At 34.7% G+C, this 19,601-nt stretch carries 24 protein-coding genes and 1 pseudogene; 4 read left to right on the top strand and 21 right to left on the bottom strand.

Annotation, left to right across the window (positions count from 1 at the left end):
• Positions 1-545 precede the first annotated feature (545 nt).
• The 4 genes from NSS97_RS11210 to NSS97_RS11195 all read left to right on the top strand — a co-directional run bounded on the left by NSS97_RS11210 (position 546) and on the right by NSS97_RS11195 (position 2,379).
• The gene (locus NSS97_RS11210) at positions 546-1,379 is read left to right on the top strand and encodes a helix-turn-helix domain-containing protein (protein WP_341112523.1); all 834 of its coding nucleotides are present in this window, start codon (positions 546-548) and stop codon (positions 1,377-1,379) included.
• A gap of 107 nt (positions 1,380-1,486) precedes the next feature.
• A complete protein-coding gene (locus NSS97_RS11205; RefSeq protein ID WP_341112522.1) occupies positions 1,487-1,720 on the top strand; it encodes a helix-turn-helix domain-containing protein in 234 nt (77 codons plus the stop codon).
• Positions 1,710-1,958 (top strand): hypothetical protein, encoded by a 249-nt coding sequence (locus tag NSS97_RS11200; RefSeq protein WP_341112521.1) that lies wholly within the window; start codon positions 1,710-1,712, stop codon positions 1,956-1,958. The genes NSS97_RS11205 and NSS97_RS11200 overlap by 11 nt, the downstream gene beginning before the upstream one ends.
• 88 nt (positions 1,959-2,046) lie before the next feature.
• Positions 2,047-2,379: a hypothetical protein gene (locus tag NSS97_RS11195; protein WP_341112519.1), complete on the top strand. Its 333-nt coding sequence runs from the start codon at positions 2,047-2,049 to the stop codon at positions 2,377-2,379.
• Positions 2,380-2,420: 41 nt separating this feature from the next.
• Here NSS97_RS11195 and NSS97_RS11190 read toward each other — a convergent pair whose 3' ends face one another.
• From NSS97_RS11190 to NSS97_RS11090, 21 genes and pseudogenes are all read right to left on the bottom strand, one after another.
• Positions 2,421-2,624, bottom strand: a complete 204-nt coding sequence (locus NSS97_RS11190) for a hypothetical protein (protein ID WP_341112517.1) — start codon at positions 2,622-2,624, stop codon at positions 2,421-2,423.
• Positions 2,621-3,307, bottom strand: coding sequence for an AbiTii domain-containing protein (locus NSS97_RS11185; protein WP_341112515.1), 687 nt, complete (start codon positions 3,305-3,307; stop codon positions 2,621-2,623). Before NSS97_RS11185 ends, NSS97_RS11190 begins: the two co-directional genes overlap by 4 nt.
• Positions 3,308-3,431: 124 nt before the next feature.
• Positions 3,432-4,481: an N-acetylmuramoyl-L-alanine amidase gene (locus NSS97_RS11180; RefSeq protein ID WP_341112513.1), complete on the bottom strand. Its 1,050-nt coding sequence runs from the start codon at positions 4,479-4,481 to the stop codon at positions 3,432-3,434.
• The gene (locus NSS97_RS11175; protein ID WP_341112511.1) at positions 4,478-4,717 is read right to left on the bottom strand and encodes a holin; all 240 of its coding nucleotides are present in this window, start codon (positions 4,715-4,717) and stop codon (positions 4,478-4,480) included. The genes NSS97_RS11180 and NSS97_RS11175 overlap by 4 nt, the downstream gene beginning before the upstream one ends.
• Positions 4,717-4,953, bottom strand: a complete 237-nt coding sequence (locus NSS97_RS11170) for a hemolysin XhlA family protein (RefSeq protein WP_341112509.1) — start codon at positions 4,951-4,953, stop codon at positions 4,717-4,719. The genes NSS97_RS11175 and NSS97_RS11170 overlap by 1 nt, the downstream gene beginning before the upstream one ends.
• Positions 4,954-5,036: 83 nt before the next feature.
• Positions 5,037-5,180, bottom strand: a complete 144-nt coding sequence (locus NSS97_RS11165; protein ID WP_341112508.1) for a hypothetical protein — start codon at positions 5,178-5,180, stop codon at positions 5,037-5,039.
• Positions 5,181-5,207: 27 nt separating this feature from the next.
• The gene (locus NSS97_RS11160) at positions 5,208-5,693 is read right to left on the bottom strand and encodes a hypothetical protein (protein WP_341112507.1); all 486 of its coding nucleotides are present in this window, start codon (positions 5,691-5,693) and stop codon (positions 5,208-5,210) included.
• 172 nt (positions 5,694-5,865) lie between these two features.
• Positions 5,866-6,921 carry a BppU family phage baseplate upper protein gene (locus NSS97_RS11155; RefSeq protein ID WP_341112506.1) on the bottom strand — a complete coding sequence of 352 codons (1,056 nt, stop codon included), beginning with the start codon at positions 6,919-6,921 and terminating at the stop codon, positions 5,866-5,868.
• Positions 6,922-6,943: 22 nt separating this feature from the next.
• Positions 6,944-9,361, bottom strand: a pseudogene (locus NSS97_RS11150) (phage tail spike protein).
• Positions 9,358-10,035, bottom strand: coding sequence for a distal tail protein Dit (locus NSS97_RS11145; RefSeq protein WP_341112503.1), 678 nt, complete (start codon positions 10,033-10,035; stop codon positions 9,358-9,360). The pseudogene NSS97_RS11150 and the gene NSS97_RS11145 overlap by 4 nt, the downstream one beginning before the upstream one ends.
• 1 nt (position 10,036) lies before the next feature.
• Positions 10,037-13,912: a phage tail tape measure protein gene (locus NSS97_RS11140; protein ID WP_341112501.1), complete on the bottom strand. Its 3,876-nt coding sequence runs from the start codon at positions 13,910-13,912 to the stop codon at positions 10,037-10,039.
• Between the two features lie 16 nt (positions 13,913-13,928).
• A complete protein-coding gene (locus NSS97_RS11135) occupies positions 13,929-14,144 on the bottom strand; it encodes a hypothetical protein (protein WP_341112499.1) in 216 nt (71 codons plus the stop codon).
• Between the two features lie 5 nt (positions 14,145-14,149).
• Positions 14,150-14,539 (bottom strand): hypothetical protein, encoded by a 390-nt coding sequence (locus NSS97_RS11130; protein WP_105586305.1) that lies wholly within the window; start codon positions 14,537-14,539, stop codon positions 14,150-14,152.
• Between the two features lie 13 nt (positions 14,540-14,552).
• On the bottom strand, positions 14,553-15,191 hold the full coding sequence (locus NSS97_RS11125; protein WP_341112496.1) for a major tail protein: 639 nt from the start codon (positions 15,189-15,191) through the stop codon (positions 14,553-14,555).
• Between the two features lie 5 nt (positions 15,192-15,196).
• Entirely contained in the window at positions 15,197-15,580 is a 384-nt protein-coding gene (locus NSS97_RS11120; RefSeq protein WP_002192685.1) for an HK97 gp10 family phage protein, read from the bottom strand.
• A complete protein-coding gene (locus NSS97_RS11115; RefSeq protein ID WP_001167240.1) occupies positions 15,580-15,909 on the bottom strand; it encodes a hypothetical protein in 330 nt (109 codons plus the stop codon). The genes NSS97_RS11120 and NSS97_RS11115 overlap by 1 nt, the downstream gene beginning before the upstream one ends.
• The gene (locus tag NSS97_RS11110; RefSeq protein WP_001126276.1) at positions 15,899-16,231 is read right to left on the bottom strand and encodes a hypothetical protein; all 333 of its coding nucleotides are present in this window, start codon (positions 16,229-16,231) and stop codon (positions 15,899-15,901) included. The genes NSS97_RS11115 and NSS97_RS11110 overlap by 11 nt, the downstream gene beginning before the upstream one ends.
• Positions 16,209-16,469, bottom strand: coding sequence for a head-tail connector protein (locus NSS97_RS11105; RefSeq protein ID WP_000343862.1), 261 nt, complete (start codon positions 16,467-16,469; stop codon positions 16,209-16,211). The genes NSS97_RS11110 and NSS97_RS11105 overlap by 23 nt, the downstream gene beginning before the upstream one ends.
• 1 nt (position 16,470) lies before the next feature.
• Positions 16,471-17,769 carry a phage major capsid protein gene (locus NSS97_RS11100; protein ID WP_341112493.1) on the bottom strand — a complete coding sequence of 433 codons (1,299 nt, stop codon included), beginning with the start codon at positions 17,767-17,769 and terminating at the stop codon, positions 16,471-16,473.
• A 1-nt stretch (position 17,770) separates the two neighbouring features.
• Positions 17,771-18,352 carry an HK97 family phage prohead protease gene (locus NSS97_RS11095; RefSeq protein WP_341112491.1) on the bottom strand — a complete coding sequence of 194 codons (582 nt, stop codon included), beginning with the start codon at positions 18,350-18,352 and terminating at the stop codon, positions 17,771-17,773.
• Complete coding sequence (locus NSS97_RS11090) at positions 18,342-19,526, bottom strand: phage portal protein (RefSeq protein ID WP_341112490.1); 1,185 nt, start codon at positions 19,524-19,526, stop codon at positions 18,342-18,344. Before NSS97_RS11090 ends, NSS97_RS11095 begins: the two co-directional genes overlap by 11 nt.
• Between the last annotated feature and the right edge of the window lie 75 nt (positions 19,527-19,601).

Here is a 19,601-nt window from a genome sequence, read left to right as displayed (position 1 = left end):
TATATTATATTCTATTTCAATAGGGAATTTCATATTTTTTCACGTGTTTTTATATTATTTGTGAGCAAATAATAGCCTTTTAATTAAACTGTATTAAATCGATTTTTATTTTAAAAACAATTCATTTAACATACATTTCTACAATAAATATTGTATTACAATCACCTTGATAAATAGGTATTACCGTTCCCATTTTTGAACTTGTGTGCGGAACATATTTCAGGATATCAATTCAAATCAAATTTATTACGAAATGTTAATTTATCAGCCTTTTGTATATTCGATAAATCAAAACACCCCTAAATGCACTATGTAAAATCGGGCATTTTTCGGGCGATTATCGGGCATTTTTAAATCTAAAACAAAAGAGCACAGCGTGTATATAAAGTGCTACCAACACTCTATATACCGTCCGCCTAATCACACTAGGCAAACACTTGCTGTACTCTTACGAACTATTCTACAGTACGTAAGAGCTCCTTAGCAACAGTTTGCTTACACTTGGCATTCTGTTGCTTTTTTGTTTATACAAAGGGGCCAATATTATGGAAAAGAAACGTATCGATGTTATCGCAAGTAAAGAATCCTTCCACAACTTATCATCATTCACAGATGTGGAGGAACTAAATAAAACTGTACGCGCATACAGAGACACTATCCGTATGTCTATTAAGCGTACTGACGTACAATCTAAACTTATTACGTTACTTGAAATTTTAAAGCGCCACAGCTGTAAATATGTAGGTGTTAGTTTCCTTTGCAAAAATAGAATTGCTGAAAAAATGGAAGTTTCATATAAAACTGTACAACGTTTAATGAAGAAACTTGTGGATCTAGAGATGATTAAACAGGTAGCAATGAAGCGTACAAAAGATATGCTTCAAACTTCTAATGCTATTATCATTCAACCAATTGTGGAAGAAATGTCCGACAAGGTGGATACAAAAAGTCCTACAAAGTGTCCTACCATTAAAACAACCCCTATTTCCTTAAAACAAAATATAAACGATATAAACAAACGTAATAGTAATGAGAATAGCAATACACCTGAAGAAAACATTAAAGAAGCTGATTTTGTTACTCACTGGGTACCAGAACGTTTTATTTCTCTAGTTAGCTCTTTTTACAGTGAATCTAAAACAATTCAAGAACTGTGGAAGGTCGTAAGACAGTGTAATAAAGTTACAAACTTTTCTACAGGTGATAAAGCATTTACTAAAGACCAGGAGCTTACTATTGGCCTAAAAGCTATTAAAGAATTTGTTATGAAAATTAAATCTGGAGCAAAAATGAACAAGGGTAAATTTGCTTATTTCAACGGCATTGTGAATAACTTAATGGACCAGTTCTACTTTGATAGTGAGTTTATGGGAATGTAATATTTATCAAAATCCCCCAAGACAAATACGAACAAATGTTTGATTTGTTGTTGTTTCTCTGGTAATATATAGTCAAATATTTCCTACCGAAGTGAGGGCATTACATAATGAAACCATTAACTCCTAGACAAGCTCAAGTACTAACTTTTATGCAACAAAAGGTAATTGAAAACGGATATCCCCCAACTGTACGTGAAATTGGAGAAGAAATAGGTGTTTCATCTCCTTCTACTGTACATAGTCATTTGATACATCTAGAGGAAAAAGGATATATCCATCGTGATCCATCAAAATCAAGAGCAATTAAAATTTTAATAGGAGGATTCAACTATGATAACTGATCCAATAGCATTTGAAAAAGATAAATTAATTAGAGATATGTATAAAAAACAGAAGGAGGCTGCTAGCTTATTAGTACAACATGAAAACCACTCAGAAGTTTCAAATCTTATTCTCGAATGTCATTCACATAAAGATTATTTCGTACAAAATGCTGCTTTAACAAAAAAATCTTTAGATGAATTAAAAGAGAAACATACACAGATTCAAGAATTACTAAAACAAGCAAAAAATCTCTAAACGCAAGTTCCAAATTTACAAAACGCAATATTTACAGTTGTTGCATGAAATTGGTATGATTTAGGCATTACTTCAAGGGGGTATTTTCATGAGTTATGATACAATTGCATCGCTACAACGTATGCAACAATTAGAACAAGCTCAGGCTGCAACCGGAAAACGTTTAGTGCTAAAACGTGTAGATAGTACTTTAGATAGAGCACTAATCATCATCGGACTACTTTTAATGATTCCTACACTTGGATTTTCGATTGCACTGGTTGGCATTTACGCTTTAATAAAAATGTTTGTAACAAAAACTTACTTAGTAAAAAACGTAGCTACAGGCGAAAAGTTTCATGTAGATAAAGAAGACTTTAAACAATACAAGAAGAATTTTAAGAAGAAGGAAAAACAAGTTAGAAGAATATCTGATTTGTAGTAAATAAAAAAAGCCGACTTATATAAGTTGGCTTTTAAAAATCAAAAAAGGTTTTCTATCCATTCTACAATAGGTTTCCAAAAAGAAAAAAGTAAAATAAATCCTACAACTAAGGAAACTAAGAATGAAATAATAATAGGATGTCTTTCTGCAAGAGATTTCTTCTCGGGCGGCGTTGTAGCGTTAAATTGATGACCAATAGAAGAATTTTTGATTTTGTTCTTATTACCAACTTTTATACTCATTTTCGCCCTCCAAACCAATGACCCAATCTAGAACCAGTAACTTTATTTTTATCTCCCATTTTTATGGATTCATCAAAAATTATATTTTCTATGTTGAAAATAACTTGTTCTTTTTTATTCTCATCCATTTCTACCTGCGACTTTAAATCTAGGTCATCCAAGTTTTCATATTGTTTTTCCAGTTCCATAATTACATCTACGAGTTTAGATTTTACATTAGCAACTATTTTGCTTAGTACATTTGAAGGACATTTTATACTCATCCCAGCAATTTGCAATTCTTCCGTTGAGATAGTGTGACACAAAGCAGTTGGTACAACTCTTGCATAACCATAACCTATGCCATCTTTGTCTATTACTTCCTGAAGCGTATTAATACTGTCGTTTATATGCATTGTAGTAAGCTGATCAATCCGTTCTTGCGATATCAAGGCTTCTAATGGGACTTGAGCATTTGTATATTTAGTTGAATAGTTTACAAAATATGTACCTACAGGGACCCCTTTTTTTATTCTATATGTAGGAATATCTTCCTTTGTATCAAACCCCTGTAACTCCCCTTGAATCCAATTCATAATTAATTCGTTATCAAGGTCTGATAGTATAACTTTTAACCTCAAGAGAATATTTTCAAGTGTTTCTTGACCATTAACCAAGTCTTTTAGAAGCTGACTTCTTGCCATATTATCACTCCGTTACTATTAAATTACTTTTTAGTCTACTAGATTTAAAAATCACATGCAATTAATTCAACATCTAAAAATAAAAAAAGCCGACTCAATTAAGAGCCGGCACTTTTTATGCTTACTATTTAATTTCTACATAATAAGAACTAGCTGTAATATAGAACACATTACCTCTACTGTTTTTCATCTTATATTGCGGTGAACCGTCCACAGATTCTTTATCAATGATTGTAAACCCTAAACCTGCATCAACTGTACCTGCAGCATAGCTTTTATTCCATGTAGGACGATCATAGTAATTTAAGCTATTAACCTTTGATTCTACTCTTTTACCGACTACAGATGCATCTTGTCCACTGTCATAACGAATGTATGAAGAGTCATTATAAATCCACTGATTACCACCAACATTTAACCAATTTCCTAAACGTCCCCAAACTTTATATGATTCACCTTTTTGTAGTTTGCGAATGATATTATTGTTTGTGGATGGTCCAGACCGAAGGTTAACATTTTGACCATCAATATAAGCCACTCCGCTTACCTCTGTTACACTTCCAGAAGGTTGTTGTGGTTTTGCATCCACAGTTACAGAATGACCGTTATATACCTTTAAAACATCCGCACGGAATTGCGATTCTGATACACCATGACTTTTTAAATAATCAAGTGGGTCTTCATGATCTGTACCACCAAGATTGTACGTAACATCATTATGAGTCCACAATCCTTTTGACGGGTGGATATTGCGCTCACGTAAAATATCAGCTAGTAATTTAACATATCGTTCATATGATTTTTTAAATTTAATAGGGTCACTAGTTTCAGATAACTCCACATGAACGAATCTCTTATTAGCTGCTGGACCTGCTCCCCATGCTTGGTATTTTGTAGATGCAATTTGAATATTTTCATCCCAATCCGTCGCATAGTGAACGAAAGCATTTCTCCATGTTCTCGCTTCATAGTTTCTAATATTAATTGCTGGCGCTTCTGGTGTTGCAGTTGAATGAGCTACAACGCCTTCATAAGTACCTACACCATAACGGTATGGCTGTTTTGGTAAATCCGGAATAATAAGCGTTCTATCAGCAAAAGCACTTGTTGTAAAAGAAACAGCAAGTACTAGAATCATAAGAAACGAGGTAATATGTTTCATTGTCTTTTTCATTTAGCATCAACATCCTTTTTCATAATTTTTGTGTGGTCAAATAATCCACTTGCTGACAACCCAATGATGATTCCTTGAAATACATTCGTTTTTAAGTCTTGGGACAAAAATAAAACGCCTAGCGCAATGCCAAGCGTTAAATTTAATAACGGAACGTATCTTGTTTGTAATCCAATTGTTTTCGCAATCTGTGAAAGACCAACTACAATTCCAATCATTACAGTGATTTCAAACATTACATACCACCTCCCTTCAATAGTAAGCCAATAAGTGCTGTTGCGATTGCACCAATAATGATGCGGAGAATCCAGGTTGTATTGGCACTGATTTTATCAAGCTGCTTATTAATGTTTATGATGTCTTTTTCGTTACCTAAAGTACGAGATTCTAGATTTCGAATATCTTGTTGTATATTCTTTTGTTCTGATTTAATCTGTTGGATCTCTTGCTTTAAATCTTGAATTTCTTGCATCATTTCACTCCTTTCAAATAAAAAAGAGAAGCACATTATGTGCCTCTCTTAATCTATAAAAGCCGTATTTTATTAAAAATTTATTATTCAATCTCTAAAATAACCTTATCGTCTTCCTGTTTAACCGTTATTTCATTATCCACTACACATCCACCTTCACAGGAGATAAAAACTTCACTTTCGTGATCCAATTCCATTAAATATGCAATTAAGTCTTTTACAGTCAAATTAACACCTCCTATGAAATAGATAGCTTATCCGTATACAGGAGTACCAACGATATATGGTGGTAATCCATTTGGATATCTTTTAAATGAATTGGCATGATTACGAATGAAATTTTCATTCTCCTTAATATCTTCAATCCATTGTCTTGCTGATTCTATTAAATCCTTACAGAAAATCACTATATCAATATTTAGAACATCATTAAAGACATTGTTATGAAAGACCATTGGACCTGGCTCAATAAATATTATTCTTTTATAATTCGATTTTTCATGCTGTGTACTCCCTTGATGTAAGAACGAACATCTAAAATAGTAACACTCATCAGCGGACATCCTAAATTTATTTCCTACATAACTGGTGTACCACTCTTTATACTTTCTACCACTTGTTTTTCCATCATCTGATTGTAAAGCAGCACAAATATCAGGTATACATAAAGCTATCCCTAAAGACAAGTGATATACTCCTGCATCTAATCCTCTTTCAATTTCATTAAATAAATCTTCCATAATTAAAAACCCTCCTTTTCTCTAACTTAAATACTATTCTTTATAAAAAGGAGGAATCCTTTATAAAACGAAATAAAAGTAAATCCCAATTTGATTCGTATTCTTTTCAGATTCAGCTTTCGCTTTTTCTGCTACTTCTTTTGAAGCAATTAAAGCTGGAATGTCTTGTTTTTTAAATCATAAAATTAGCAACCATATGCACGGTAATATTAGTACCGCTAGGAAGATTGTTAACAAATATATTACCACTTACTTGAACGGTAACTTCACATGAAGTCGTTACATCTCCAATAGCAATACCCGTAAAGGCAACATCTTGTGGTGGACGAAATCCAACAGGAAGAGTGGCAAATGGTGTAACATTTTTAGGGTTTCGTATTGATCCAATTACATTAATGATTACACCACTCCTTTTATATTTCAGAATTCTATCGGATACATTTGTAACACCTGTTGTATTTAAAGTTGTCCAATCGATATCTACACTTTGTTTAACCGTACCTTCTACTATTAACTTTTTCGTTTTCACTTGTACTTCATCCATAATAGAACCATTGTAACCAGTTAGAAGTAAATTTCTAGACTTGTTATCTAACGTTCCGCTCTGGATATAGTTCACATCATTAGTCATTAAGAACCTCATACGCCCTAATGCATTTGCGACTAGTAAAGGCGCATCAGTTCCAGTATGTTCTATACTAAGAGGACCAGACATGCTATCTCCTATTTTCCGAACAAGTTGGTTTGCGTTAATTGATGCTACTAAATCAGCAATCTTTTTATTCGTATCATCAATTACTTTCAGATAACCTGCCACTCTTTCAAGGGCTTTATCAAACTCAGAAATATAGTTTTCTATTTTAATATTTCCTTCTCGTACATCTCTTTTTAAAGAAATCCGAATATCTGGCGTAGTCATTCGCTCTAAATCGTTTTTTTCTAAAACGAAATAAGCTGTCCAATCACCAGCCATCGAAACTGCTTCTTCTGACAATGTGTACTCAAAAGCTCCGTTATTTGCATCAATTATTTTTGCGTCATCTCTAATCAATTGTCCTAAATGATTCGTGGCTTCATATTTAACTGAATATCCCTTCAAATTTACTTTTTGCCCATTTCCCTTTAAATAAACAACAATCCTCAAACCATTTTTATCATTCTGACGAGAACGTATTGTTTTTGTGAAAACTGGATCAGCTAAATCTATAGAAATTACCTCATCTCTCATGTGATCCATCTCCTTTCTCGAATCATCTTTTAATGCGATTAGGGGCCCGTTTAATACGTTTTTTTCTCACTCTATGTCTTACGTTACCTTTGGGTTGTATCGGCTCTAATTCTTTAATTCTAGCATCTGTTTTTGTAACGTATTCTTGGAAAGCCTTGGTCACCTGCGAAAGCATCCCATATAAGCCTACACCTGTTTCTTCGGATTCGTTTGGAATGACAATACCATAATGAGTTGGAATGTCATTTGTTGTTAAAGTAGGTTCTCCTTCTTTACGATCCATCCGCATTTCATATAGTTTTGCCATATCTAATTTGAGGTTATATTGTTTTATATCCCAGTCCATTACTTTTTCTAACGCATCAAATTTAATTTCACGTATGTTCGTCTTATATTGAGCTTGCGAAGATACTTTAAAATCTCCTGCAATTATTCCACCATAGAATGAACCTGTACCAGATTTAACTTGAAGATACCCATTCTCATAATCCGAATTACGCAACATACAATATTGCATGATAATATCCGTGTCTCCACCAGAAGAAGTATCAAAAGATAATATTCTTTTACCGTTTTTATAGTAATAAAACTTTTGCCCAGCAGTGAAATGCATATTTCCATTTGTGGCTTCAACGATGAAATCATTTTTTGCTTTTGCTGCAAAGTTTGTACCTGCTTTTATATCGAAGTATGATAATTGGGACTCCATTTGCAAATATTCCTCTGCTTTTAAGACTAAATCTCCATTTTGACCAAATTTAATAACGGAGGGAAAATACAAATCAGTTTTACTGCTACCTACAAAACCTCGTGTAATTCCTATCCCTGCCCCTTTAGGGTAAATATTTGAATACTGATAAAGTGCAAGTGCTCCTTGTGATGCTGTATCGTCATTGTCTCCACCTAAAAGCAAAGTAGGTTGTAATTCATCCCTTGAATTTTTGTAATACCCTAAAAACATACGGGTAATATTATTTTCCATAATTCGCATGAATTGTTTGGATATACTTACATAGTTTTTAGAATCATCCGACCTTAAAGTAGTACCACTAATCTCTCCGCCCTTAATTAAATCACCAGCAAGCGTACCAGCTGTTATAAAATCAGCAACAATTCGCCCATCATATGTAATGGCAGTTTCATATGGGCCGTTTACTCCCCAAGGGGAATACCCTAATCCGTTGATATTCCACTGCCAAACTTTTGAAGCGGTCATTTCTGACTTGGTATCCATAATTAAAATACGATCAGGATAAATCCTAACATGTCCGCCAAATCCAGAGTTAATCAGGTTCGTCGCATTTTCTTTTGCTGCATCTAATATAGAACCAGGCATATCCTTTAATTCATCATGCATTTGATCTACTTTACCAGCCATATCAGTAAAGTTTTCTTTAAAGTTACCGATTGTTAAATTTATATATTCTTTCTTTATTGGATCATATTTATAAGCAATAACTTTAGCCTGGATATCAATGTTGTCTTCCACATGCTCGACAGTAACGATATCTCCCATATATACACGTTGTAAAATAGCATAATCCTTATACTCTTCTGTTTGAGATAGTTCTTGGAACTCAACTTTATATGTTGCTTTAGGTTGGTCAACATGATGAATATCAAACATTTCTTTAGCGGCTTGACGTAATAATTTATATGCTTCGTCTAAAGGAACTGCATCATCATCTGCATTTTCACCAATTGCTGCTTTAATATGTTTAAATTCCACAATTCTAATTTTCGGATGTGGATACTTATGAATTATAGGGCTATCCACATATTTTTCTGGTAAAAATAATCCATCGAATCCCTGTGGCATGATTCTCGTAATCGGGCTCTTCCAATCCACATTACCTTCATAGCCTAGTAAATCCTTTTTATGCTGAATAACAACACCACGATCCATACCACGACTTTTGAGCATTTTAACATCAAAATTATCTCATTTTAATTCTCCGCCCCATCTATTTATGAAAGAATTATCTAAGCTCGTATCTAACATTGCTTCAACTGGATTTTTCCTTACAATACGAGCACTTGCGATAGTAGGAATATCAGAATAAAAGGTAAAAGGATGTTTGTATTGTCCTCCTGCCAATCGATTCATTGCCCCATTACCATTGGTCGTTTGAATGAATATATCTTCTATTAGATTTTCTGTTAAATCATAAAAGATGTGATAGCATTGTACAGTTAGTTCTCCCATACTTGGCTTAGGATTCACAACACGAAATATCTGGTCACCGTCTGGTGTGGGAACTTTAATCATGCTCATACCATCAATTTCTATTCCATGTGGAGCAAATAAAGGATAACTAAATGTAAATGCAAATAAACCGTTGAGTTCTTCCTCAACAGTTGCACCATAAATATATTTGTCTAAAATCCCAATTCCATTATGTGTGAAATCCGTCTCATCTGGTTTATATAATGTAATCATACATATCGCCACCTTGGCTCAACTAAAATTCTGCTTACATTTCCAGACCATTCAATTGAATTCTCTCCAATTTTGAATAGCGGAAACTCGCCTACTGTTTTCATAGGGACTGCACCTTTATAAGCTATTAACAAATCAGAATCCACAATAACTGAATCAGTTACTCCTTTTATTTGGAATGTAACTTCATTTATCATAATTCTCAAGTCACCATTACCGAATACCTCTAACTTCGGAAAAGATTCAATATTACCAGGGTTTAAAACGGTTTCTGGTTTTGTTAATAAAAAAGGAACTGATTTAACATATTCAAAAGGATCTAGCGTAAATTCCACTTCAAATTCTCCATGTTCTTCAATATCGTTAGCGATATCCCCGATTTTTACATGTTTTATTTTCCGATAAACTTCATCATCAGTAAAAAACAACGTTTTTCCATTAATAAATAATGACTTTACACGTCTTATTAATGGTTTTATATTTTCACTTTCAAGCAAATTGAATTTAACTTTAAAAGGAACATCTTCATATGCCCCTTTCTTTGTTAACGATCCATGTCGTCCTGGTACTTCGATATGTTCTACTTTTTGGTTTACGGTTGGAATAACTGGACGACCTACCATATATACTTCGAAACTACTTACTAATTCATTGTCAATTCCCATGTCCAGCACATTAATTCCTCCCTATTCCTATTTTCGCATTACGTCCCCGTTGAGCAAGAACACTATCAATTTCTTCTCCCATCAGTTTAATATCTCTATCATTCCTTACAATTGGATTATTAATATTGATAATTGTTGGCTCACTTGACATAGTTGCTGCAATACCTTCACCAATTGCACCTAGCGTTTTCTTATTCAGTGGTAAAACACCTTCTGGTCCCGCTTCACCAGCACCTTGTAAATTACCACCGTTCATACCGAAGATAGTCGGTCTAGTGAAAATACCACCTTTAGCACGCCATTGTACATTAAGACCAGATGGATACGTAATGTCTTTTCCTAAAACGTTTTTCGTACTAGTTTCCAAACTAAAATGTGGCATTTTAGGCATTTCAGGCTTAGGAATTTTCAACTTCAAATTATCAAAGAAGCCTTTAATTTTATCAATAAGTCCCTTCACCTTATCAACTGCGTCTTTTATTGGATCAATAATAAATCGCTTCGCTGCTTCAAATTTTTCTTGCGCTGCGTTTTTCACGGAATCAAATTTTTCTCGTGCTGCGTTATACAATTCATTAAATTTTTGTTTCGCTGAATTGTACGCTTCAACAACAGGATCAATCACATATTTCTTTACCAAATTCCAAGCTGTTAACGTATAGGATTTTATCTTTTCCCAATTTCCTAATATCCAATTAGCCAAATCTGCTAGTTTTTGCTTTGTTGTATTCCACAATTCTTGAACTGGTTGGATAACATACTGTTTTATTAAATTCCAACCTGCTAACGTATAAGATTTCGCTAATTCCCATTGTGAATTCAACCATGAAACTAAATCTCCAAATTTTTCTTTGACTAGATTCCAAGTTTCCTGGACTGGCTGAATAATATATTGTTTAAATAAACCCCATCCAATCTGCGCTGCTGCCTTCGCAATTTCCCATTGTTTACCTAACCAAGTGACCAATTCGCCAATTTGTTTACTTACCCAATCATAAGCTTCTTGAATCGGTTGTATAATATATTGAGATATTGCCGCCCACGCAATTTGCGCTCCTGCTTGTATTAATAACCACCCAGCCTGTAGCACTGTTGAAATTAACGAAATAATTGGATCTAAAAATGTAAGTATGGAATTCCAAGTTTCTTCCCAATTTGTTTTTAATTGTTCCCAGAATGAAGTTGCCGTTTCAACGATACTAGTCCACAACTCACTGAAAAATTCACCTAAAGGAGACAATATACTATTTGCTAGTTCAATGAACGAAGCCCACAATCCTGAAAAATAATCAGTAATACCTGTCCAAATTTCAGATGCCGTATCATAAATTCCAGTCCATAAATCGGAAAAAAATTGCCCTATAGGTTCGAAGAACTCATGTACCATATCTAAGAAAGAAGACCAGGCGTTTGAAAAATAATCAACTGTGGAGGACCAAGCATCTTCACAAGTTTGAACTATGCTATCCCACAATTCACCAAACCAATCTTTAAATTGGGTCCACTTTTCAGAAAGCCAATCAGTTATAGCGCCCCAATTCTGAATCACTAAAATAATTCCAGTTATAACAGCTGCAAGACCTACGATAATACCGATTATAGGTAACAAAGCAACATCTAATGCCATAAATGAAATTGCTAATGCTGCAACAATAGGTGTTAATACAAGAAAAGCAACACTTAACACTCCGAGTACCCCAGCGAATAACTGAACTGGTTCTGGTAACTTTGTAAACCAATCTATTAATGATTTAATCCCGTCAACTATTGGCGGTAAAACATCTTTGGTGAGTTCTGCCATCTTCTTTCCAAGCGGTTCTAATGCTGCTTGGGTTTCCCTTAATGCTTTTTGAAATTGCTGTCCGAGGGATTCTTCTTGAAGCTTCTTCATTTCATCCATACGACCATTTACATCACCCAGACCACCGTTTACATCAGTAAGACCTAATACAGCTTTAGCACCCATGTCTTCCCAACGGGTAGCAAACAAGCCAACTCCAATTTGATTCTGTTTTACCTTGTCATCCATGCTTCCTAAATCGCCTATTACAGCTTTAAACACATCGGCGGCTGTTGCTTTACCATCATTAAATGATTTCCAAACCGCTTGCGTTTCCTCAGAAAGATCAGCAAAAGCATCCGCTGTACCTTTTGATCCGTCTTGTACTTTCTTTCCGAATTCAGCAACAGTATCATTGATATAATCCAAATTATAAGCGCCGTCACGCGTTCCATTCGCAAGAATGGTGAACATCTCTTCAGCTGAGAACCCTGCTTGTTTGAAGAGGGGAACATATTCTGAAAGGTTGTCAAACAATTCATCCGAGTAATTAAGACCCTCTTGGGCAGCTGCTGCTAATAGATCAAATGTTTTCTCTGTAGATAATCCAAACTGACTCATTACTTGTCCTGCACCACGAGTTGCTTCGTTTAAGTCCACATCATAGACTTTAGCAAGTGTTAGAACATCTTCTGATGCCATCTGCAACTCATCGTATGGAACGTCCCTCATATTCTGAAAAACTTTTATAAGGGCCTGATCAACCTCTTCAAGACTTTCACCAAATCCCTTTTTCCACACATCTTGCGAAATCTTACCGAGATTCTCTGCACCTTTTTGAGTCAATCCTAATGAAGATTGTATTTTCCTTTGGGATCTATCAAAATCTACAGCGACACCTACAACTGATTTGCCCAGTTCAATCAGTTTCTCTGACATCCCTTGTAAAACTTCACTAGCTTCCAAGAAGTTATTTAAATCCATCTTCTTGTTTAACTCCGCCATACCATCTGCGGCTTGACCTCCACTCCGCCCGACATTCTGCAATGAGTTCTCAAATTGCTTTAATGTAGTTTTCGCTTGATTCAGTTTCGTTTCCAACTGCTGCACTTCTTTAGAATTTTCGCCATACACACGCTTTGTTGCACTCAATTGGCGTTCAAGGTTATCTACAACTCTCCCAGTCATTTCTGTTTGTTGGCTCAACTGTCTTTGAGATAGGCCTAATTTATCAGCTTCACTGGCGTTTGCTCCTAATTCAGCACTTTGTAATTTAAAAGCGCTGGTCAATCTCTTTTGTTCAGCTTCTAAATTCTTTTCACTTTGCTGTAAAGAATCTAAATCACCTTTTACTTTTCTGGACTCGGTCGCCTGTTGTGAAAGACCTTCGTTCGTAGTTTTTAACGAATTCTCGAATTGTTTTAAAGTTGTTTTCGCCTGGTTCAAACTTGTCTCAAGTTGTTTCACTTCTGTAGAATTCTCACCATATGCGCTTTTTGCAGCACTTAATTGTTGCTCCAAATTGTGGACGATTCTATCCGTCATTTCCATTTGCTGACGTAATTGTTTCTGCGCTAATTCTAACTTATCCGATTCACTTGCGTTTCGACCTAATTCAGCTGTTTGAAGCTTAAAAGCGCTCGATAATTGCTTTTGCTCTACCTCAAGTTTCTTTGAGTCCTCTTGTAAATCAAGTAATTTCCCACGTACTTCTCGTGCTTCAATCGCTTGCTCTGAAAGACCTTTATTAACTCTTTTCATTGCAGTATTAAGGGTATTTTCAGCACGTTCCGCATCAAGTAATTTCCCGTACATTTTATTGAGTTGTTCAGAAGTTGTATTAGTATCCTTAGACATTGCTTCAAATTCAGCACGTAACATCGATGTACGTTTCTTGGCGGCTTCCATTTGTATCTCAAGCTTTTTCTTTTCAGCCACTAATTTATCTGTCATAGTGGCATCTTGCCCCATAGCTGCAACATGGTTCTTATATTCTTTTGCTGCATTATTCATGACCATGTTAATTTGCTTCAATGTCTGAGCATACTGAACCTGACCATCCATCTTGAAATTAAGAACAACATTTCTTTCTTTATTCCCTGGCATTTTCTCACCTCATTCCTCAATAAAATGGTGTCTGATCTAACGTGTAGACTTGTTTGGATTTCTCTTCAACTAATGCATCCGGATTGTTGTATCGAAGATGCATAATGTATTGTTTTAAAAAATGATTAGGAGTGATTTTCCAAAAATCATCCATACTTAAACCAAGCAATGTGTTACCAACATAAAAATAAAAATCCCAGTCTAATTCAGACTGAGATTCCTTGGTAAACACATTCTTTACTTTTTTTCATCCTTCTTCAACTTCTCCATATCATCAACTTGGAAGTTCTGGCCGTTAAAGATATCCCATACTACTTGGAAGATACCAGGTACATCGTAAAGCGGAATTGCGTGTTTAATTTCCATAGGTGTACACTCTGTTCCACCACTTCGAACCATTGCATAAATTAAAGAGCGCATCAATTTAGCTTCTTTTTCACCTAAAGAAAAGTTAGCCTTCCCTACCATTTCATTCATTTCTTTTTCGAACTCATGATACGGTTTTCCATAAGATTCTTCCACATAAGGGAATGATTCAAACGAAAAAATAACAGGGATTTCTACACCCTGTACTTTGATTTTATTTATATTTATTTCAACATTAACTAAATCACTTAAACGTGCCATTTACATTCTCCCCCTACTGTCCTGTACTTGTTCCCAATGTATTTAATTGAGATTCATCACAAATAACTTGTTTCATAAAGTCTTTAATTGTAACGCCTGTTGCGGAATCACGAACTTCTGAAAAATCCACTTCCGTTACATCATTGAATAATAACGGGGTTGCTTCCATTACTAACGATTGGTCTTTAACCTCTGCTTCTTCGGTTGTTGTCGAGAACTTTTCTTCGGCTGGTGTAATTTGAACACGAGGATACCAACGACCAACACGAGAACCATCCGATAATGGAGCAACAAACCCTAAAGCGAACATTGGGAATTCTTTTACTGTTGCTTTATTAAATACCACACCTTTTTTTGCAACATATCCATAAATTGCATCTTTAACAACCTGTGGTAATGCTGCAAAACTTAAAGACAATGTGTATTTACTATTTTTACTTGCATTTACAAATAATTTATTACTTGCCCATTTTTGAACTGTCGTACTATTTCCTGCAATCCCAAGTTCAGTAATGATGTCCATTATATAAATATCTTTTTCGTATGTTGGAATTGCGAGATTTGTATCTTTTCCACCAGTCATCATTGCAATATATAATGATTCAATCCCCACTGGATATAATAAATCCTGCGCTTTTGTTGTCGTTGCCATTTATATCATCCTTCCATCTTATCTATTATTTTTTCTGCTAAAATATCGGCTACTTTGTCACCCTCTGTATCAAATGTGTTTTGAGAAAAGTGTAAGCCTTTCACACGACCTCTTCCATTCGCTTTTTTATGACCATGTTCAGCTAAATACCAATACCAAGCTCTATCTTCAAATTCCACAGAAACACGATCATTTTTTATAACGACTTTCAAGCTATTTTTTAAATGAGTTCTTTTGTTCTTGTTTGAGAGTTTAATATTTGCTTTTAATTTTGATGCAAAATATTTAGCTGCTTCCTCTAATACATCCATTTCTACTTGCTTATTAACTCTAAGCAACGTATTAATATCTTCTAAAGCATCAGCAAATCCATTATTGTTAGCAGCCATTAATTAATACACCTCACCGATGTTATGAATTGCGTTACAGTGTCATCATTCTCATCATAGGGAATGCCAAAAAATGAAGCATATTCAACTCCATTTTCATTAAAAATTGCTGTTAATGGTTCATAATCTTTTTCAGTACCATTTGTAATTACTGCAATTTGATATAAAGGCATTGATTTAAGAACTTTAGATGATGCACGTTTATGCGTTTCATTCACGAATTCATACACAATGTAAGGATACTTTGCCTTTGAAGGAGCTTCATCACGATAAACTGGAATACCAGATTTCTTCATGATGTCTCTTAATTGTTGAAAGCTAATTTGCATAAGAGAGTGACACCTCCATCAATCTGTCTTCTTCCTGTACATAAATGCGCTCGATATCGTAAATACGCCCACCAACTTTTACACGGTAATCCTTTTGATTATTTTCAAGATCACGATCAATACGCACTTCAATTTTCTTTACAATTTCATTCGTATCTTTCGTTGTAAATTTATCAGTGGCTGTAACCCCAATATTGTTATAACGAATTTTACGTTCAAATGGATACCCCATAACAACACGGTCTGTTTCTGGATCAATGGACTCTCCTAATTTGAGTAGATCTCCCAGCCATTTAAGTTTATTTGTCTGTCTCTTCGGCATCGTATACCTCCTGGATAAAGAAAGGTGTCATTGCATCAAGAGCCTGACCTAATTCTTTTTCTGCTACACGATATTCATAAAAAATACCTGCACACATAATGACCAGGTACTCTACTTCTCTTCCACACGCTTTTTTTACATATCGTTGCCCTTGTTCAATATAAAAAGAGAGCAAAGAATCATCCATGCCCTCTTCCCAATGAATATGAGATTTTAATTTCTCAATTAATTCGTCCATATTAAGCTCCAGTAGAAGCTTCTAAAACATACTTGTAAACTGGCACTTCAAATGGGGAATAAATTAATTGAGCATCTAATAGATTCCAAATACGGAAACCTACACGATTTGTACGTGAGAATAACTCAACTAGCTTTTGCACTTCTAATGAGCCAATAACATCTTGAATATAGAATTTAGAGAAGTCACCAAAGTAGAACACTGGTGTATCTGGTGCGCCTGTAATATCAATTGCATCTTCTTCCTCAACAGGGAATCCTAATAATGTATAACCAATTCCACCTTCTGCTTGATTAAATGGACGGAGTAATGGGAAACCATCATCTGTTTTCATTGTTTCAATTTTTGTTAGTGCTGCTGTATTTAATACCCATCGTGCTTTTTTACGTACTTCTTTAACAGGTGTATTTTTCATTTTCACTAATGCATCATAAAGATTTTTTTCATCCGTTTTAAATTCAGCGGCTTTCTTTGCTAATGCACCATCATTTATATTATTAGCTTCATCGCCATTAACCATATATTGAGTTTCTTTACGAACATAAGCCTTTTTCAGCTCATCCATAACAATTTGTTCAATTGGTAAACCTGTACGCGCTAATAGTTTTTTCGTTACTGTAGCAAGTGCATCAAATTCCGTTGGTGATAATTCGATTTCATCAAACTCGATATCTGTTTCTGGAATTTCATTATTTGTTCGCTCATTTTTATGTCCTTGTGCTTCTGCCTTTTTAACTAAAACAGGATACTTAATATTTTCCTTTGTTTTTACTCCTGTTCCTAATCGGCGTAAGAAGTTTTCTTCTTGAGCATACGTAATAATTTCTTTACTCAAGAAATCTGGAATCGTAACTGAACCATTACCAGTCACTAACCCTAATGCACGAGCTTCCTTTTCATCAACATTACCTACAATGTAGTTAGCAAATACGGAACGAATTTCTGTTTCTTTATTTACACGATGACCTTTAGTAGAAAGAGCTGCTGCGATAGATGCTGAAATAGCTGAACGTTGTTCTTCTGACAGTTCCGTTTTTACATCCGGATTTTCTTGTGCTGCTGGATCTTCTTTTTTATCAGGATCTTCTTCTTTCTTTTTGTCTGGATCTTCTTCTTTTTCTTCTAATTTGGCTAACTCATCAGTGATAGTTTGTACTTCCTTTGTTAAGTTTTCTACTTCAGCTTTAATTGCTGCTAATTCTTCCGAACGAACTTCATTTTTTTCTACTTTTCCTTGTAATTCTGCTAATCGAGATTTCGTTCTTGTTAAAGATGCGTTTAAGATTTCTTTTAAATTCATGTTAATTTTCCCCCAAGACTTTTTTTATTTGTTTAATAATGTTGTTTCTTTCTTCTGTATCATCTTCCACAACTGTTTTTACGGCTGCTTCTTCACTTCTCATTTCAATCATGGCTGTATTTTCGCCCCTGGTTTCAATTGAAGTGGCAACATATGCTGGTGTCATATCTAAAATAGAAACTTCTAAGAGTTCTAATTCTTCGATAGATCGTTTTTGAACACCAGATTCACCTTCTTCCCATGAATCTTTTTCAGAAACAAAACCAAATGACCAGCCACGTAATTCTTGATTCCTTGCTTTCTCAATCACTTGTTCATCTGTAACCGTAGCAATGGCTCTTAAACCAATATTGTCTTCATACAATTCCAGATTTCCGTTTTCAATAGAGCCAAGATTTCTGTTCTTATCGTGGTTAAAAAGTAAGTCCACATTCTTTGCTTTCTTTAACGCTTTTTCAAACGTCTTAGGGACAATTCTCTCTTTGAAATATCCCCTCGGTGAAGGCAACATTCGACTTTCTCTGTCCACAACATTTACATAACCATCAAGTATGACTTGATTCCCTCTGACCTCAATTTTCATTCTCTTCACCTCCTCCCAATGAACCATCGCTTGCCTCTTTCTTACCAATTTCGGTTAAGTCATTTGAAATGTATATAGATTGTGATTCCTTTGTATTTTGTTTAGGGAATCCAAGCATATCGGCAACATTATCAGGTGAAGTAATAGCTGTACGCACAAGGTTATAACCGATATTTGTCTTGTTGCTATAAGTGACGAAATCAAGAATATTAATCTTGAATTTAATTCGTTTTCCCGAATTCTGGCCATAAAAAAGAAGACTCAAATGGTCTTCGAAATTTTTCATTATTGGTCTTACTGCTTTGTTGTGTATATACATCATTGCTTTTTCAATATCTTCTTTGATTAGCTCTGTGTATGTGTCCACATTTATACCTAAAAACTTACCCAAGTCCTTTTTATATACATTTAGATATGCCAAGGTCTTTTCATCGTCTAGAGGGCTTTTAAGCGTGTCAATTGAGTACCCTTTTCCAAGAGGAATCATTTTAACTGACCTTGCATCATCAATAGATTCCAACTGATCTAAAATTGCATTGATTAATTTTGACTGTGCACCATTCTGTGGGTTGATATGAGCATCCAAATTTAACAAGAATGCTAATAGCCCACCCTTTTTATATTTGTCAGTTAAGGTTTTCTCAGCTGACATAACCCCCTCAAGTGTATCTCTTCCCAAATCAAGAAGACCTTTTCCTCTTAAATGATCGGCACCAATATTTTTCACATGACGAATCATAAAAGGTGGAATTTCGTGACCACCAATATTAAAATGCTCTACTAAATTATCATCTAACTCTGTAAAAACATTTGAAGCTAAATGTATTTGAGTACCATTTAATATCGGGAATGTTTCCCCCTCGAGTAAATAGGTATTCGTCATTAATTTAATGAATTCAGATTGTGTAAGATAATCATTCGGATTCTTTAAAATACGAAGTGCAATATCATCTTTAATTTCATTACCAAATTCGTCTTCCACAACAATATCAGCCAATACCATTTGATTACTAATATCTTGTAGCAACTCGTAAACATCGCTAGATTGCAAGATGTTTGAATCTGTAACATACACACCGCCATAACGGATACTTTTTCCTAATACATCGTCAAGAAAACCACGCTTTTCAGCCTTTTTAAATAAGTAATTTGAAAACCTATCCCTTAAACCCAATTTCTCACCGCCTTTCAAGACAAAATTATTAAACTTACACTCTCTTTCTGATAAAATTAAATAGAAGGAGGTGGA

This window comes from Bacillus sp. FSL R12-0074, assembly GCF_038005725.1.
GTDB classification, from domain to species: Bacteria; Bacillota; Bacilli; order Bacillales; family Bacillaceae_G; genus Bacillus_A; species Bacillus_A mycoides.
The sequence above is the reverse complement of the archived record's forward strand: the minus strand, read 5'-3'. Positions and strand labels throughout refer to the sequence as shown.

Bases quoted from the DNA above. Each gene is read 5' to 3' on its own strand.
- NSS97_RS11110 (WP_001126276.1), bottom strand. From the start codon at position 16,231: ATGCCGAAGAGACAGACAAATAAACTTAAATGGCTGGGAGATCTACTC.
- NSS97_RS11175 (WP_341112511.1), bottom strand. From the start codon at position 4,717: ATGTTTGAAATCACTGTAATGATTGGAATTGTAGTTGGTCTTTCACAG.
- NSS97_RS11095 (WP_341112491.1), bottom strand. From the start codon at position 18,352: ATGAAAATTGAGGTCAGAGGGAATCAAGTCATACTTGATGGTTATGTA.
- NSS97_RS11100 (WP_341112493.1), bottom strand. From the start codon at position 17,769: ATGAATTTAAAAGAAATCTTAAACGCATCTTTAACAAGAACGAAATCT.
- NSS97_RS11200 (WP_341112521.1), top strand. From the start codon at position 1,710: ATGATAACTGATCCAATAGCATTTGAAAAAGATAAATTAATTAGAGAT.
- NSS97_RS11140 (WP_341112501.1), bottom strand. From the start codon at position 13,912: ATGCCAGGGAATAAAGAAAGAAATGTTGTTCTTAATTTCAAGATGGAT.
- NSS97_RS11130 (WP_105586305.1), bottom strand. From the start codon at position 14,539: ATGGCACGTTTAAGTGATTTAGTTAATGTTGAAATAAATATAAATAAA.
- NSS97_RS11195 (WP_341112519.1), top strand. From the start codon at position 2,047: ATGAGTTATGATACAATTGCATCGCTACAACGTATGCAACAATTAGAA.
- NSS97_RS11120 (WP_002192685.1), bottom strand. From the start codon at position 15,580: ATGGCTGCTAACAATAATGGATTTGCTGATGCTTTAGAAGATATTAAT.
- NSS97_RS11190 (WP_341112517.1), bottom strand. From the start codon at position 2,624: ATGAGTATAAAAGTTGGTAATAAGAACAAAATCAAAAATTCTTCTATT.
- NSS97_RS11160 (WP_341112507.1), bottom strand. From the start codon at position 5,693: ATGGAAGATTTATTTAATGAAATTGAAAGAGGATTAGATGCAGGAGTA.
- NSS97_RS11210 (WP_341112523.1), top strand. From the start codon at position 546: ATGGAAAAGAAACGTATCGATGTTATCGCAAGTAAAGAATCCTTCCAC.
- NSS97_RS11205 (WP_341112522.1), top strand. From the start codon at position 1,487: ATGAAACCATTAACTCCTAGACAAGCTCAAGTACTAACTTTTATGCAA.
- NSS97_RS11125 (WP_341112496.1), bottom strand. From the start codon at position 15,191: ATGGCAACGACAACAAAAGCGCAGGATTTATTATATCCAGTGGGGATT.
- NSS97_RS11105 (WP_000343862.1), bottom strand. From the start codon at position 16,469: ATGGACGAATTAATTGAGAAATTAAAATCTCATATTCATTGGGAAGAG.
- NSS97_RS11185 (WP_341112515.1), bottom strand. From the start codon at position 3,307: ATGGCAAGAAGTCAGCTTCTAAAAGACTTGGTTAATGGTCAAGAAACA.
- NSS97_RS11170 (WP_341112509.1), bottom strand. From the start codon at position 4,953: ATGCAAGAAATTCAAGATTTAAAGCAAGAGATCCAACAGATTAAATCA.
- NSS97_RS11180 (WP_341112513.1), bottom strand. From the start codon at position 4,481: ATGAAAAAGACAATGAAACATATTACCTCGTTTCTTATGATTCTAGTA.
- NSS97_RS11155 (WP_341112506.1), bottom strand. From the start codon at position 6,921: ATGAGAGATGAGGTAATTTCTATAGATTTAGCTGATCCAGTTTTCACA.
- NSS97_RS11115 (WP_001167240.1), bottom strand. From the start codon at position 15,909: ATGCAAATTAGCTTTCAACAATTAAGAGACATCATGAAGAAATCTGGT.